At 44.3% G+C, this 15307-nt stretch carries 11 protein-coding genes; 3 read left to right on the top strand and 8 right to left on the bottom strand.

Features of this window, described 5'->3' with window-relative positions:
* Positions 1-7 precede the first annotated feature (7 nt).
* The 4 genes from NLX82_RS15705 to NLX82_RS15690 all read right to left on the bottom strand — a co-directional run bounded on the left by NLX82_RS15705 (position 8) and on the right by NLX82_RS15690 (position 5269).
* Positions 8-448: a hypothetical protein gene (locus NLX82_RS15705; protein ID WP_025719114.1), complete on the bottom strand. Its 441-nt coding sequence runs from the start codon at positions 446-448 to the stop codon at positions 8-10.
* A 168-nt stretch (positions 449-616) separates the two neighbouring features.
* Positions 617-1339 (bottom strand): response regulator, encoded by a 723-nt coding sequence (locus tag NLX82_RS15700; protein WP_007432713.1) that lies wholly within the window; start codon positions 1337-1339, stop codon positions 617-619.
* 4 nt (positions 1340-1343) lie between these two features.
* Positions 1344-2504, bottom strand: coding sequence for a sensor histidine kinase (locus NLX82_RS15695; protein ID WP_013312293.1), 1161 nt, complete (start codon positions 2502-2504; stop codon positions 1344-1346).
* A 47-nt stretch (positions 2505-2551) separates the two neighbouring features.
* Positions 2552-5269, bottom strand: coding sequence for a stalk domain-containing protein (locus tag NLX82_RS15690; RefSeq protein WP_254348513.1), 2718 nt, complete (start codon positions 5267-5269; stop codon positions 2552-2554).
* 266 nt (positions 5270-5535) lie between these two features.
* On the opposite strand from NLX82_RS15690, the gene NLX82_RS15685 reads away from it, so the two are divergent.
* The 3 genes from NLX82_RS15685 to NLX82_RS15675 are packed head-to-tail and all read left to right on the top strand — an operon-like array spanning position 5536 to position 11017.
* The gene (locus tag NLX82_RS15685; RefSeq protein ID WP_254348505.1) at positions 5536-6945 is read left to right on the top strand and encodes an efflux RND transporter periplasmic adaptor subunit; all 1410 of its coding nucleotides are present in this window, start codon (positions 5536-5538) and stop codon (positions 6943-6945) included.
* Positions 6942-10058 (top strand): efflux RND transporter permease subunit, encoded by a 3117-nt coding sequence (locus NLX82_RS15680; protein ID WP_068938909.1) that lies wholly within the window; start codon positions 6942-6944, stop codon positions 10056-10058. Before NLX82_RS15685 ends, NLX82_RS15680 begins: the two co-directional genes overlap by 4 nt.
* Before the next feature lie 56 nt (positions 10059-10114).
* Positions 10115-11017: a TetR/AcrR family transcriptional regulator gene (locus NLX82_RS15675; protein ID WP_028542162.1), complete on the top strand. Its 903-nt coding sequence runs from the start codon at positions 10115-10117 to the stop codon at positions 11015-11017.
* Positions 11018-11146: 129 nt separating this feature from the next.
* Here NLX82_RS15675 and metK read toward each other — a convergent pair whose 3' ends face one another.
* The 4 genes from metK to NLX82_RS15655 form a co-directional block, all read right to left on the bottom strand.
* Entirely contained in the window at positions 11147-12349 is a 1203-nt protein-coding gene (metK, locus tag NLX82_RS15670; RefSeq protein WP_013312298.1) for a methionine adenosyltransferase, read from the bottom strand.
* 332 nt (positions 12350-12681) lie between these two features.
* Positions 12682-12972, bottom strand: coding sequence for an alpha/beta-type small acid-soluble spore protein (locus NLX82_RS15665; protein WP_013312299.1), 291 nt, complete (start codon positions 12970-12972; stop codon positions 12682-12684).
* Between the two features lie 141 nt (positions 12973-13113).
* Positions 13114-13692 (bottom strand): hypothetical protein, encoded by a 579-nt coding sequence (locus NLX82_RS15660; RefSeq protein ID WP_053326256.1) that lies wholly within the window; start codon positions 13690-13692, stop codon positions 13114-13116.
* Between the two features lie 46 nt (positions 13693-13738).
* Positions 13739-15274 (bottom strand): stalk domain-containing protein, encoded by a 1536-nt coding sequence (locus tag NLX82_RS15655; protein ID WP_053326257.1) that lies wholly within the window; start codon positions 15272-15274, stop codon positions 13739-13741.
* Positions 15275-15307 lie beyond the last annotated feature (33 nt).

Here is a 15307-nt window from a genome sequence, read left to right as displayed (position 1 = left end):
CCTGTCGCTAAGGAACAAGTGGGGCGTCCGCCAACGACTTGACCGTTCTAAGATCAATAACAACCTGCTTTTCACCGCCTGACTTCGGTAAGACCGGGTTCCCCGGTGAAAAACGACTTGAAATGACTGAAACATCCATATGACTATAGCGCACTAACCGTGTCAGAATCGGTAGCGTATCGTCCATAGATTCATCATCCAGTACTGTCACATGTAGCGGCCTCCGGTGTAGCCAGGCAAGTATGTTCAGCGAACGCATCACCCATTCCACACGATCTCCGTCATTGGACGTAATCACAATATAGCGAGTCGCACGATGACCCGGAGATATTGCGCGTGAATCTTCACCATTGTGATAAGCCTGAACCGCCTGTCGTATATACATAAGATGAACGACTGCGGCTCCCACACCGTATATAAGCAATATCCAAACCAAGTGAGCCGTCACGAGGGTTCCACCTCCTCCTATAGCGACAATATATGCCGTATAACAGGAAGAGGTGTCACGGTTATGTACTGGGTTTCCGTATGAGCGGACATATCGCTCCAAAAGAAAGGCGGTACAGCATTCATATCTATTAGCAGCTGCATCGTCTAATGCATGGAAAACTACACTTTACAGCGTAACCCATCCATATTTGATTGAGTTAATAACTGCTTGTGTACGGTCATCAACCTCCATTTTTTGCAGAATGCTGCTGACATGGTTTTTGACCGTTTTCTCACTAATGAATAAATATTCACCGATCATCTTGTTGCTCTTACCTTCAGCCATCAGACGCAGCACTTCAGCTTCACGACGGGTCAATGGATTATTTTCACCTGCGACAAACTTCACGCCGGCTTCCTTGGTATGACCTTCAGCCATAGCCCCTGTTTCATTCAGGTAGGTCATCCGGCGAAGCTGCTGAATGAGCTTACCCGTTACCTTCGGATGGATAAACGCATATCCTTCATGAACCGAACGAATTGCATTAATGAGGGACTCGGCCTCCATATCTTTTAACAGATAACCATTGGCTCCCTTGCGCAACGTCTCAAATACATAGCTTTCATCATCATGAATGGATAAAATGATAACTTTGACATCCGGGAACATCTCACGCAGTTTTTCGGTTGCCTCTACACCATTTTCAATTGGCATATTAATGTCCATCAGAACAATATCTGGTTTCTCTACGTTACAGAATTCCAACACTTGAATACCATCGCCACATTCTCCGATGACCTCAATGTCGTCCTCCATATTCAAAATACGTTTAAGTCCTTCACGGAACAACTGATGATCGTCCGCTAAGAGAACTTTAATGGGTGCATTGCTAATTTCCTGATTTTCCATGTTGTTACTCCTTTCCCTTTTCCACGTTGGTTGGGATATGAATCACTATCTTGGTGCCTTGATTCTCAGCTGATTCGATCTCCATTCTCCCCTCGAGCAGTTCAACCCTTTCCCGCATACCAATCAGACCAAAATGCCCATGATCTTTGCTTTTTTGCTGGAAAAGCTCTGGCTTAAAGCCCAAACCATTATCCTGCACCACGATTTTTACAAGCTGCGCCTGATAGGTAATCTCAACAAGCACATAGGTAGGATAAGCATGCTTGGCAGCGTTGGTCAAAGCTTCCTGGATTAGACGGTAAATGGCTGCTTCCATCGCGGAAGAGAGACGGTGTTCCTTGCCCCTTGTTTCAAAAAGCGATCTAATTTTCGTTTTTTCTTCAAAATCCTGCACATATTTCCGGAGCGTCGGAATAAGTCCCAGGTCATCCAGGGCCATAGGACGCAAATTGAAAATGACCTTTCGCATTTCCTCAAGACTGGAGCGAACCTGTTTCTTCAAGTCTACTATTTCGTCCTGAACCATCTTAAATTCCTGCTTGGCGATCATTCTTTCCACAATTTCCGTCCTAAGCACTAGATGTGCAAGGAGCTGCGCAGGTCCATCGTGAATTTCACGGGATATACGTTTGCGCTCCTCTTCCTGAGCCAAAATAATTTTCAGACCAATAAACTGCCGATTTTTGGCCGATTCGATGATCCGCGTCACTTGTCCCAATTCGCCCGACAAATATTCCAGCACGACCCCCATCTGCGAACCGATAGTTTCAGCGCGCTCGACAGAAGCCTCGACACTTTTGGCCCGCTTTTGAAGATCATCTCTTCTGGCTTTGAGATACATTTCCTTCTCGCGGAAAATCATCACATCGAGTTGAAGCTGTGTCGCCTTCTCATAAGCCTGCTTGATATCCTCTTCCGAATAGCGAACGAAGTCACGGCTGACCTCAGTCAACCGAATGCGGGACCGCCGATAGTTCATTTCCAGCTGGTCCACCTTTTCGATCGTTTCTGCTGTTTCCTTCAAGACGCTCTGGAGCTCCTGATTTAACGTGACCAGCTCGGTCCGGGCCGTGTCCAATATTTCGAACATCTGATATTTGCTGTTCTCCATCACCTGGATGGCATTTTTAATGACTCGGTCTATGATATCGGCTTGAAAGTCCACAAATGTTCTACTCCAATCCTAGCATTTCAAGTATATATCATACCATATCATGACTGGAGGGTGATGGTCTTCGTTTCTTGTTCCCATTTTACAGTCATTCCTAACTGCTCAGACACGAGTCTCAATGGGACTAAAGTCCTGCCTCCTAGCACTATGGGTGCAACATCAGTGCTTTGACGTTTCCCGTTCAGAACAACTTCTTTTTTCCCTACGGTCAAATCCATCAGCACACCGCCACGCATAATGGTGATCCGCTGATCGCCCGCATTCCATTTGGCTTGTCCGCCAAATGCGTCCAGTACATACTTGATCGGAACATACGTTGAACCATCGCGAGTCATCGGAGCGGCATCAATCGTGGTCGGCGTTCCGTTCACCGTCATTGATTTTTGCCCGATCGTCATTTGAGCTGTTCCTTTTTTGAGTCCTTCTGTACCGACCGTTCCCGGTGTATTAAAAGAAATATTATCAAAAGCAACATTGCCTGTTTTAGCGCGCTCGTCCTGACCCTCTGCCACATTGACCACATAAAGACGCTTCAGCTTCGCCGGATACGAAATATTCAAACCGCTCATATCTGCGTTAATGGTTTTCCAGCCGTTCCAGTCGATCACTTTAGCGAGATCAATATATGCTGTTTTGCCTTGAGCATCCTCTAGCTCTGCGCGCAGCCAGTTCAGACTCTTATCCCCTCTGACATCAATCGAGATGGAAGTAGCCGCCTGTTCAAGCGTTTTCCCGGATGTGCCGTTCAATTGAGCGTAAGCATACATTTTACCACTGCCGTTCGTCATATCGTAGTTCAGCTCTAGCACTTTGGAATTGGCATGGTCGCCATCTCCTTGTACAACAGCCGCCGTGCCAGTAACACCTTCCACATTCGAAGTAAAATCAACCGGATACGAAACATTTTCGAAGTTCTCCCAGTTGTTTGTACTTGCTCCGCCAGCAGACAGGAAGACGACAGCGCTGAAACCATCATAGCGACCGATGGCATAGCCCGTTTTCACGCCTGCATCCACCGTATTTACTGTAAGCTGATTGTCCTTGACACTGCCCTTAAAGCCGATGAACTCCCATTTGAGCGCATCTGACGTAATGCTGACACTCTGTCCATCTTTTGTCTTTGCCGTTACCGGTACAGCGATTTTAGCTCCAGCGGTAAGCGAGCCAGTTCCAGTGCCTGCGGTAAGTGATGAAATTTCATCTGCTCCAAGCACCGTGACCTTTGTTGTAGCGCTGGCTGAGCCACTAGATGCCGTTAAAGTAGCAGTTCCCGGTTTGGCTCCCTTTACAACGCCGCCGCTCACTGACACAACAGCCGGATTGCTGGATTTCCACGTCACTTGTACTTTCGAGGTATCAAATGGATTGTAGTAGTTGTCATACCCTTTGAAGGAATAGCTTCCGGTCTGTCCAATCAGCAGCGTTTTATTGCCCTTGATGGTGAAGCCTTTGAGCGTTCCTTTAGGAGCATTGGTATATACCCCTACTCCATTTACAATACTACGTTGCTCTGTGCCATATTCTGTATTGAACGTAAGCCCCGCTGTCGTATCTCCCAAATCACGAGTCACCATGGTGGTAGAGCCGCCCCCGTCAAGGTTCATACCCTTCCAGACGCCAATATCTTTCATCAGCGTTTGCAGCTCGCTCAGGGATACACCAACGCTATTCCCATTCTTCTCAACAGCAATGACATAAGCGTAACGCTTGTCACGAGAGTATCCCAGAGCTGTACGCGCACGCGTCCCGCCTATGCTTGTTGTGCTCCGAGAAAAAGAGGTTTTCTGACCGTCATTTACTAATATGGTATGTCCACCAATCATCATCTGAAGGTTAGAAGGATCTACTTCACTCCCTGTCGATTTAACACGAAGATGATAACTCGTTTCTACGGTTTGTCCCACGGTCAGATGCGCTTTGGCATAATCAGCGGCTTTACCATGAGTACGTAAAATATAGCCATCCTGCGGAACGGTCATATTCAACGTAGCATTGTCGGAGACTTGTGTAACTACACCATTTTGTACCAAGATCTCGGTGGGCGTTGTCGAACTGTTTTTGGGGCGCTCAATTGCTTTCCAAGCAGATGTATAAATATACATAGCATTAGAGTGACTATAGTTGCCCCCACTCGTCTCAGGGGAATACGAAGCCTTGTTCATCCCCGCCAAAGAGAAGGACGACCCATCTCCAGCTTTCACTGTACCTTCAAAAGTAAACTGCTCCACCATCGGAGAACCATCCTTGGTTACAGCAAAGGCATACATACCCGTTAAATCAGACGGAGTAGACATCAACACACCCTTGGATACTTGTCCACCGATCGGCGCTCCCTCGCTGGAAGTATTAAAATAATCCCCGTTTACACCAGCAACCGCCCCGGTCTCTTTTGCCATGCCACCTGTGCTCTGACGGGTCGTAAACTGTCCATTCTTCCCCGTCATGACATCCAGCTTAACGTACGGATTTTGCAAGTCCACTCGAATGATATCAGCCAGCGCTGTTCCTTTGGAACCTTTAAAACGATATTTCAATAATGTTGCACCCGAAGTAATGATCTCTTCGCCCAATTTTACAGTTGAACCAGAGGCTGCACTTGCGATTGGAGCAGACATCCAACCATTCAAGGGGATTAGAGCCCCAGTTCCAGCAACCGGACCGATCCATAATACCCCTGCCAGTGTTAACACGGCCCATCTTTTAGCGATTCCTCTGCCATTAACTTTCACTTCACTCTGTTTCTTATTACTTAAAAACATTTGGATAATAGCTCCCATCTTCAATGTATTCAAACGGTTTTGTTCCGCGCGTGTACTCTATCAATAAACAAAAAAATCCTCTTATGTTAATAGACTTATTATATAGGCAAAAGTTACGAAAATCCCGTCAACTAATTCATAAAATCTAAAACGATGAATTGACGAATGCAATATCGGCGCACTATAATACATTTGAACTTATTAGTTCAAATAATACTGGTTAGTTCACAACTCCAATTATGACCCTATCGGAAGGATTGATAATCATGAATAAACAACGGGCCATCATCATATTCACTTTATCCCTGAGCATCGCACTCACCGGATGTTCTACAGAAAAAAAAGATGCCGCTCTAGGTTCATCAGCACAGCCAACCGTTGTGCGCACTGCAATCGTCAAATCCACACCCCTTCATACCGTCTATAACTTGTCAGGCACTCTTCAGGCTTATGAGGAGAACACACTGGCTTTCCAAAATGGAGGCACTGTAGCCAGTGCATATCTCACTGTCGGTACTGCTGTACAGAAGGGCGCCGTTATTGCTAGTCTGGATGACGCTGACTACAAACTTCAGGTGGCACAGGCGACAGCCTCCATCTTGGAAGCACAGGCTGGTATTGATAACGCACAGGCTAATTTACAGGCTGCTACCTCCGCGATTCAATCCGCCGATGCCGGCATTACAGGAGCTCGCGCGAATGTTAACAAGGTCAATAAAGGCGCACGTGCTCAAGAGAAACAACAAGCGCAAGCTACTGTAGATAAGGCACAAAGCGCTTATAACAAGGCCAAGACGGATAGCGAGCGTACACAGAAGCTGTTTGAGGCAGGCGCTGCTACCGCATCAGATAATGAAAATGCTCGCCTGAATGCTACCGCAGCCCTGAAAGACCTGGAACAAGCCAAGGAATCCCTGTCCCTTTTGCTGGAAGGAGCCACAGCCGAAGATCATCAATCCGCCCAAGCTTCCTTTCAAGATGCGCTTGCAGGTAAAAGCAAAGCCCTTGCGGCCAGTGAACAGGCTGCAGCTTCCCAAAAACAAGCCCATGCCAACTACGAAAAAGCCCTTGTTGCCAAGGGGCAGGCAGAACTGGCACTTTCACGCACACGTCTAATCTCTCCTGTGAACGGTGTAATCTTAGACAAAATCGTGAATACAGGTGATTTGGTCGCGTCAGGGCAAGCCGTCTATCGCATAGGCTCCATCGACCGCCTCAAAGTAATGCTTCCTGTACCAGACAGTGAAATTAAGGATTGGAAAAAGGGTCAACAAGTAGAATTGGCGCTCTATGAAGAGACTCGTCAAGGTACGGTGTCTAACGTCTATCCTTCAACCAGCACCGACACGGGAAGGGTTAACGTAGAGATTGTTATAAACAATCCACAGCGAGACTGGTTACCCGGTCAGGTCATTAAAGCTGCTCAACAGGTGACCGACAAGAATGGGATTCTCGTTCCTGCCGAAGCAGTCATTAACACGGGAAGCAAGCCTTTTATTTTCAAAGACATTCAAGGAAAAGCTGTTAAAACCCCTGTGGAGCTTGGTAATCAGGTTGTAGATAATCAGTTGCAAATCGTATCGGGACTTCGTGAAGGCGAACGTATTATCGTTAAAGGGGCAGAAAACCTATTTGATGGAAATGCGATTCAGTCGGAAGAAGGCGGACGCCCATGATTGAGTACATCGTAAAAAAACGCAAAATTACATTGCTGTTTTTTGTCATGCTGATTTTGGTCGGAATCTTCGGCTTTTTCCAGTTACCACAGCAGGAAATGCCGGATGTCACCATACAGAATGCTATGGTAACAACAGTCTACCCTGGTGCTTCACCACAAAAAGTAGAACAAACCGTAACTAAAGAGCTGGAGAAACGCATTAAGGAAGTTGAAGGTGTTAAAACGATTAGTTCGACTTCTGGTAACGGATTCTCCTCAATTTTAATCGAATCCAAAAACGGAGTTGATCCTCAAACGGTTTGGGATGATATGCGTAAAAAAGTGCAAGATGCACAAGCTGATCTTCCTCAAGGCGCTGAAGTGCCTGTTGTAAATGACAAACTAACCAGCTCTTTTATTGGCTCCTATGCCCTAACAGCTGACTCTTCCGCACCACTGTATAAACTAAATGATTTAACAACAACTTGGAAAGACCAGCTTAATACCATTTCTGGCGTATCTAGCGTCAAATTCAATGGTCTCCCTGATCAAGAAGTACGTGTCCATATTGACAATCAGAAGCTTCAGCAATACCAACTGTCATGGGGACAAGTAGCTCAAGCGATCCAGTCTCAAATTGATCGGGTTCCTACTGGTAATATTGAATACAACGGACGTACCTATCAACTTATTGTTCGCGAAACCGAAAAAGCTGATGAATTGAATCAGGTCCTTTTGACACGCACCAAAGAAGGTAATCCTGTATATTTGAGAGATGTCGGCACAACGGAGCTGGCACATCCTAATACAGAATACTTTGCCTATGTAGAGGGTAAACCGGCCATTACGCTAAGTATTGGAGCAGAAACAGGCACAGACATCCCTTCTATGAGTGAAAAGGTCAATACCAAGCTCAAAGAGCTGGAGAAAACACTCCCCGCAGGTGTTCACTTTCAAACTCTTTTTGCACAAAAGGATCAGGTAAGCCATATCTTTGACGACTTAAAGCGTGAAACGATTCTTGCGATTGCGGCCGTTATTCTCGTTTGTATGTTGGGGCTGAATTTGCTCACCTCTGCATTTGTCGCACTGGCCATTCCTATTTCGGTTTCGATTGCCATTATCTTTTTGCCTATGTTCGGCATTACTCTAAATCAGATATCCGTTGTCGGTCTGATCATCGTACTGGGCATACTCGTGGATGATGCCGTGGTTGTAAATGATAATATTGAGCGTAGACTTACGGAATTAGGAGAATCGCCCTCAGTCGCAGCTGTAAAAGGTACCAAAGAGGTCATGCTTTCTATTTTGGTTGCAACTCTGGCCACCATCTCAGCTTTCGCGCCATTGTTGTTTCTTCCTGGAAATGTAGGTGCCTTTATTAAACCCATTCCTGCTATTGTCTCCCTGACCATGCTTGCCTCTATGATTATGTCGCTCACCATCATCCCTATTTTTCGAGAATGGTATGAGAAGCGCAGACAGGCTCGTCACCCTCAGGGTAAGTCTAAACCAGCAGGCTTGCTCGGCCAGCAGATTCATTCTTTAAATAAGCTCTATTCACAAAAACTGATGCCTAAGGTCATTCAGCGTCCCTTGTTGACAGCCATGGTCGGACTCATGCTTGGAACAGCCGCCTATGGATTAGTTCCCTTTACCTCAGTTGAACTTTTTCCTGAGTCGGAAGATCCTCATGTTGCACTAAATGTAAAAATGCCTGTAGGCACTTCAATTGCGGAAACCGACCAGGTCGTTAAAGACCTTGCAGGCTGGGTGAAAAAGCAACCTGAAACTTCCAAGGTCGTCTACAGCGCTGGAGGGACTGCCCCACAACTGTTTAGTGACATTAATAGTATGGGTGGAAATATTAGTTATAACGAAACGGTGGGGCAGATTGCTGTCGTCGGCAAAGAAAACGTATTCGATCTCAATACGACAGTTGATGCTTGGGAACAACATGTTAAGAAATCCTACCCTGGAGTTACAGTTACGATGTATGTTCCTCGTCTCGGGATTCCAGTGGGCAAGCCCGTTTCCATTCGTATCTCAGGTCAGAACCTGAATGAACTGCAAATCCTTGCCCAAAAAGCAAAGGAGCAGATCGCGACAGTAGAGGGCACAACAGGCATCGTGGATGATATAGGAATTGAACGATATGCATTGGAGCTTGAGGTCAACAAACAAGCGATGGATCAGTACCTGGTAAGCTACACAGATTTGACTCGCACCCTGCTTCTATTAAAAGAAGGAGCTCAAGTCAGCCAATTTGATACTGGAAACAGTCTGGTTGATATTAAAATGTATTTGAATCACAGTGACGAGGAGCCAAGTAAGCTTTTCCAACAATTAAGTGTAGTTAATACAGCTGGTAAGCAAATACCATTAAACCAGCTCGTCCAGATTAAGCCTTCATTTGCTATTCAGCAAATCAAGCATTACAATATGGAGCGGACGATTACGGTGGAAGCCGACTTGAACGGACGAACTGCAAGCGAAGCGATGGTTGACGTTGAAAGTAAGCTGGCGCAAATGAAGTTCCCAGAAGGCTACAAATGGGAGGTTGGTGGAGAAACCTCTGACCAATCGACCATATTCAAGGACTTAGGACAGCTAGCGATCGTTGTAGTCTTGCTCATTTTACTCTTGATTACCATGCAATTTTATTCCCTCTCCATTCCTATTATTATTATGACGACCGTGTATCTGGCAGCAGCCGGCGGGATTATTGGTATCTTCTTGACCGGTATGCCTATCGGTTTTATGAGCATCATGGGAATTATTGCTCTCGCGGGCATTGTTGTGCGGAATGGGATTGTGTTAATTGAATTTATCGAGGATGCACGCCATGAAGGAATGGAATTAAAGGAAGCCGTAATACAGGCAGCCGCCGCTCGCTTCAGACCGATTTTATTGACATCTTTGGCAGCTATTGTAGGTATGATTCCGTTAGCACTATTGGGAAGCCTGCTCTTTAAGCCACTGGCTTTTACCGTCATTTTCGGTTTGTTATTCTCGACCTTGTTAACCTTGTTTGTCGTGCCGTCCTTGTATATGATCATGGCCAAGTACAAGATGCGCCGTCAACTCAAAAGACAGCAGCACACAGTTATCACACGTGACCAACCTTTGTGAGGTATGAAGTGAATTCTTATGCTGCCGAGTTGGTCGGTCCCTAGGGGGAAGTATGTATGGAAAGTAAAAAAAATGATATTTTACAGGCGGCCATTCGGCTGTTCTCCAGAAAAGGCTATTATTCAACATCTGTTGAAGAAATCGCCAAAGAAAGTGGGATGGCGAAGGCATCCTTCTATAAATATTTTCAAGGAAAAGAAGAACTCCCTCTAGAAATGTGTATCATTCTGGAAAATAACATTGAACAAGACATCCGGGCTCTCTACAGTAAACCTGATCTTTCTAAGCACGATAAACTACATGGTTTTATTGTACTTTACTTGAAAAATCTCGTTGAAAACAAAGTGTATCTCATGATGGATCTTCCTGAGCCTTCCATGCTTATTTTTCAGAATGAACATCTCAATTACGCGTTCGAGAATCATGAATACAAATTGTACAAATGGGTTCGCGACTGTCTGATTGATATTTTTGGACCGAGCATTGAAGATCATGCATGGGATATGACCTTTGTACTTAAAAGCATTGTGTTTGAATATATTCGCTTCTTTGCCGATCGGATGAATGATGAAACGATTGAACATCTAACGCAGTTTATCATCTTCTTATCCAGTTCCTTGGCAACCAGCCTGAACAATGCTGATTCAGCTCCACATTTGTTCTGGAGCAAGCAAGGCTGGTTGCCTGAAAGTGCTCTAAGTAATCCCTTTGACCAAGGCCGTCAAATTAACAGCCTTCTCCACTCCTTGGAAGACAGTATACTGCTGTCTTCGTGGAGTTCAGAGGAGAAACAGGAGTGTCAGCAAATCTACGCTCATTTAAAGGAAGAGGCTCTGAAATCCAACCCTCAGAAAGGTCTCCTGAAAGCCCTTTTTGCGTATTTGGAGCAGTACAAGGAACTGCAAAAGGTTTGTCGTTTACTTAAAAATTTATTGGACCATGCACCGATATCCGAGTAGTCACTCAGCATTCGGTACATCAGAGCAAATTCGTACTTAACAGCGAAATACATCAAAAAAAGACTGTTCATGCAAAGCATGAAACAGTCTTTTTGGGTTATTGCTTTTATTTTGATAATATACGAGGAATTACAGCCCCGCTTGCTCTTTTAGAATTTCAGCTTTATCTACGCTCTCCCATGGTACATCCAAATCTGTACGGCCAAAGTGACCGTAGGCAGCAGTTTGCTTATAAATTGGACGACGCAGATCCAACATGCGAATGATGCCTGTTGGGCGCAGATCAAAGTTATTTCGGATCAATTCAACTAGCTTCTCATCGCTTACTTTACCCGTACCGTATGTATCGACGTTAATCGAAACAGGCGTAGCTACACCAATGGCATAAGCAAGCTGAATTTCCACTTTGTCTGCCAATCCAGCTGCCACGAGGTTTTTCGCTACATAACGAGCAGCGTAAGCAGCGGAACGGTCCACTTTGGTCGGATCTTTACCGGAGAATGCTCCCCCGCCGTGACGCGCATAACCACCATACGTATCCACAATAATTTTACGGCCTGTCAGACCTGCATCTCCTTGAGGGCCACCGATAACAAAGCGTCCTGTTGGATTAATGTAATATTTGGTTTGCTCATCCAGTAATTCGGCAGGAACAACTGGCAAAATAACCTTTTCTTTGATATCTGCTTGAATTTGCTCCAAAGTAGTATCCTCTGCATGCTGTGTAGAAACCACAATAGCATCAATACGAACAGGTTTACCATTTTCATACTCTACCGTTACTTGGGTTTTACCGTCTGGACGAAGATAATTCAGTGTTCCATCCTTACGCACTTCAGACAAGCGTCGTGCAATACGGTGAGACATAGCAATAGGCAAAGGCATCAACTCAGGTGTTTCGTTCGTAGCAAAACCAAACATCAATCCTTGATCCCCAGCCCCAATGTTTTCCGTTTCTTTATCTACTTCAGCAGGATCACGGCTTTCCAAGGCAGCATTAACCCCTTGAGCAATGTCCGGCGACTGTTCATTCAAAGAAGTCAATACAGCGCAAGTATTATAGTCGAAACCGTATTTCGCACGTGTATAGCCAATTTCCTTAATCGTATTACGTACAATGGATGGAATATCCACGTATTCCGATTTGGAGCTGATTTCACCAATGACGAGAACGAGACCAGTAGCTACCGATACTTCACATGCTACCCGTGCATTAGGGTCATTAGCCAGAAAGGCATCCAAAACAGCATCGGATATCTGATCACAGATTTTATCCGGATGGCCTTCTGTTACAGACTCGGACGTGAACAAATGACGGCCTTTTACAGACATGAATTTCAACCTCCCACAATTAAAATACATGAGGATTTATAAAAAAATCCTGACATGGCAATGGTATTATTCAGATACCTTCAAGCCAACAAATGGCGGGAGATATCTTGTTACACCTGATTAATAAAAAATGAACCTTTTCCGGTAGGAAAAGGTTGCGTACAAGCCTCAAATGCCATGATATCCTATTTAAAACAAGGTGTCAATTCATACAGCCCAATTACAACTTTCGAAATTGAGGTAAGTTTACATGCAAACATTTTCGATTCACATGTAAATAACCCCAGTTTATACGCTACTATATAATCAAAAACTGTAAAAATTATTGCAATTTACAATGTACCATATTCAGATAAGCTACGTTCAGCAGATTGTATCAATCGCTTAGTAATTTCACCACCAACTGAACCGTTCTGTCTTGAAGTTAAATCACGCCATGCTACATTTTCGCTCCCCGCAAACTCCCCCAATTCTGCAGCAAATTCACTGTCAGCCTTAGGTTGTATATGTGTATATTGGGGATTATAAACAGGCAGTCCAAATTCAGCAGCGATCTCATACTTCAAATCATCTAACCTGGCACGGCTTTCAGGAATTAATCGTCTTTGACCTCTTGATGCCATCGTATACACCCTCCACTAAACGTATTGTCTTTCATGGGGGTAGTGTGCAGCGATTAGGTTCAACTTAGCCAAGAACAATTTGCTATCCCAAGCAGTATTTAAGAAAAAGAGCCACCGAAAGCAGCTTATATACAAAACAGTTTACTGAACAGTATAACCGCCTCGTACCATAACGACCAGACCAAACTTCTGACCTTCTTTTACTTGAATACCTCTTCCTTCTCTAGGAAACGATAATAAATGATTTTTCTCGACAGCCTGATTATGAACAATTTCCGTTCCCGAAGTAATATCAATAGCACCACTGGCATCCATACTATACACAACGGCATAACCATTACGTAAAATAAATTCCGAGCCTGCTTTGGCAATCAGTTTTTGACCAGGCTTTACATCAACAACCTTTAAAGCCTCTGTCTGCTCTGGCGTGGAAGCTTTTCCTGCACTAGAAGTTCCTGACGCCGTTGTGTTAGAAGTAGTATTTGTTGCTGGAGCATTCGAACTAGTCGTTTTACTACTCGTGTTACTTGCTGGTACTCCACCTTTAATTGCCTGAGCAATTTTTTGGTCGACATAGCTTTTGGTTACGACTGGATCATCAGCTGTACCAGGTTGTCCAGAACTGGAGGCACCATTAACTGAATTGTTCATTAAGGAGCCAGCAACAATTCCTCCTCCAAGTAAAACAGCAGCCAACGATACTTTATAGCGTGATTTCATGAAGTCCTCCTACAGCAGGTTATAGCAAGTATAGGTTAAGCTTTAATTATTGTGCGCTAGCTCCAGAAGAACCCTGCATAGCCCAAGGCTTATCAAAAGCCAACTTCAAAGTATCAATATTTGTAACTATATCCTCAGCCTGTTGCTCAGCAGTAGTCACTTTCAAATTAGCTTCATAAACCTGAAGCTCTGTAGCCAACCCAACATCAAACTGCTTCTTAGCCATATCAGCTGCACTTCTTGCACTCACCAAACCAGCTTGAATCTGTGAGTACTGGCTTTCTAATGCTTTGATGTTGTTATAGATTGTTCTTACTGCTTCTTCGAGTTGTCTCTTTGTGCCTTCTGTTGCATACTGAGCTTTTTCAACATTAAGTTGCTCAGCTTCGTAAGGTGTGTTTCCTGGCGTACTAAAATTGTAGAGCTTCAGGCTCAATTCAGCTAAGTCCACTTTTTGCTCGCTCAGCCAAATGGCCGTGCTACTAGTAAGTACTTGGCTTACTTTTGTCTCTACATTATCTTTAAATTCAGAATAAACAGGTTTATCCTTCAATTCATAACGTTGCTCTGGTTTGTAGCCAATCACTTGGTTCAAAGACACATAAGCACTATCAAGGTCCTTTTTAGCCTTCTCTAAAGCAGCTTGATTTTGAGTCAACTGATTGGTTGCTTGTGTAACCTCATAATCACTCGACATTTGATTATCTCGTTTAATTTGTGCTACTTTCAGTTTGCGCTCGGCATCTTCAATATTCAAAGCAGCCAGCTTAACGGCATTTTGCTTTTGAAGAAGCTTATTGTAAAGATCCTTCACATTGTACTCAATACCTTCTTTAGTCATATCCAGGTTTTTTTTAGCAGCCTCATAATTAAGATTCGTTTGAGCATAGCCTTTGAAAGCTTTATCTTGACCTTCATCACCTGCTTCTGCTGGAACAAAGTCAATATTCTTGCCTGCTTCTTTCATGATTTTGCCTGCTTGATCGATATTCGTTGCTGCTGTTTTAACTGTAGTGCTATCAGCTATAGCCAGTTTAACGGCATCATCATAGGCCAACGAATCATTATAGTAGGTATCATAGGTAACCTTTGTCACAGGAGCTGTGAGAGGCTTACTGGACAAGCTATTGGCTTCGCCAGTTGTACTTCCATCTGCTTGGTTTGAAATAGTAATTGTACGTGTACTTTGATCCCAATTTACTTTGGCGCCTAATGATTGGCTCACAAAACGTAAAGGAACAAGTACTTGACCCTTTTGAATTTGAGTTGCCGCATCGAGTTGTACAGGAGCACTATTCTTATAAGCAAGCTTGGAACCAACATTCAAAGCCAATGTATCTTCATTTTTAGAAGCAGTTACTTTTTTAGCTTTGCTGTCCCAATCGACTTTCGCACCCAAGCTTTCAAAAACACCACGGAGAGGCACCAAGGTTGTATTTTGGCTAACAACTGGGGACTGGGTATATTGCTGAGTTACACCGTTAATAATAACCTTTATATCACCTGCTTGAGCTCCTGCAAAATTGGCAAATGCAGAAGAAAGAACTAATGTAGAAAGTGCTGCCACTCCAAAACGTTTCATAATTTCTCTCCTTTGTCAATATGACTAATAAAA

The sequence above is a fragment of the Paenibacillus sp. A3M_27_13 genome, from assembly GCF_024213315.1.
GTDB lineage: Bacteria > Bacillota > Bacilli > Paenibacillales > Paenibacillaceae > Paenibacillus > Paenibacillus polymyxa_B.
Note: the sequence above shows the minus strand (reverse complement) of the source record. Positions and strands in the feature narration are given on the sequence as shown.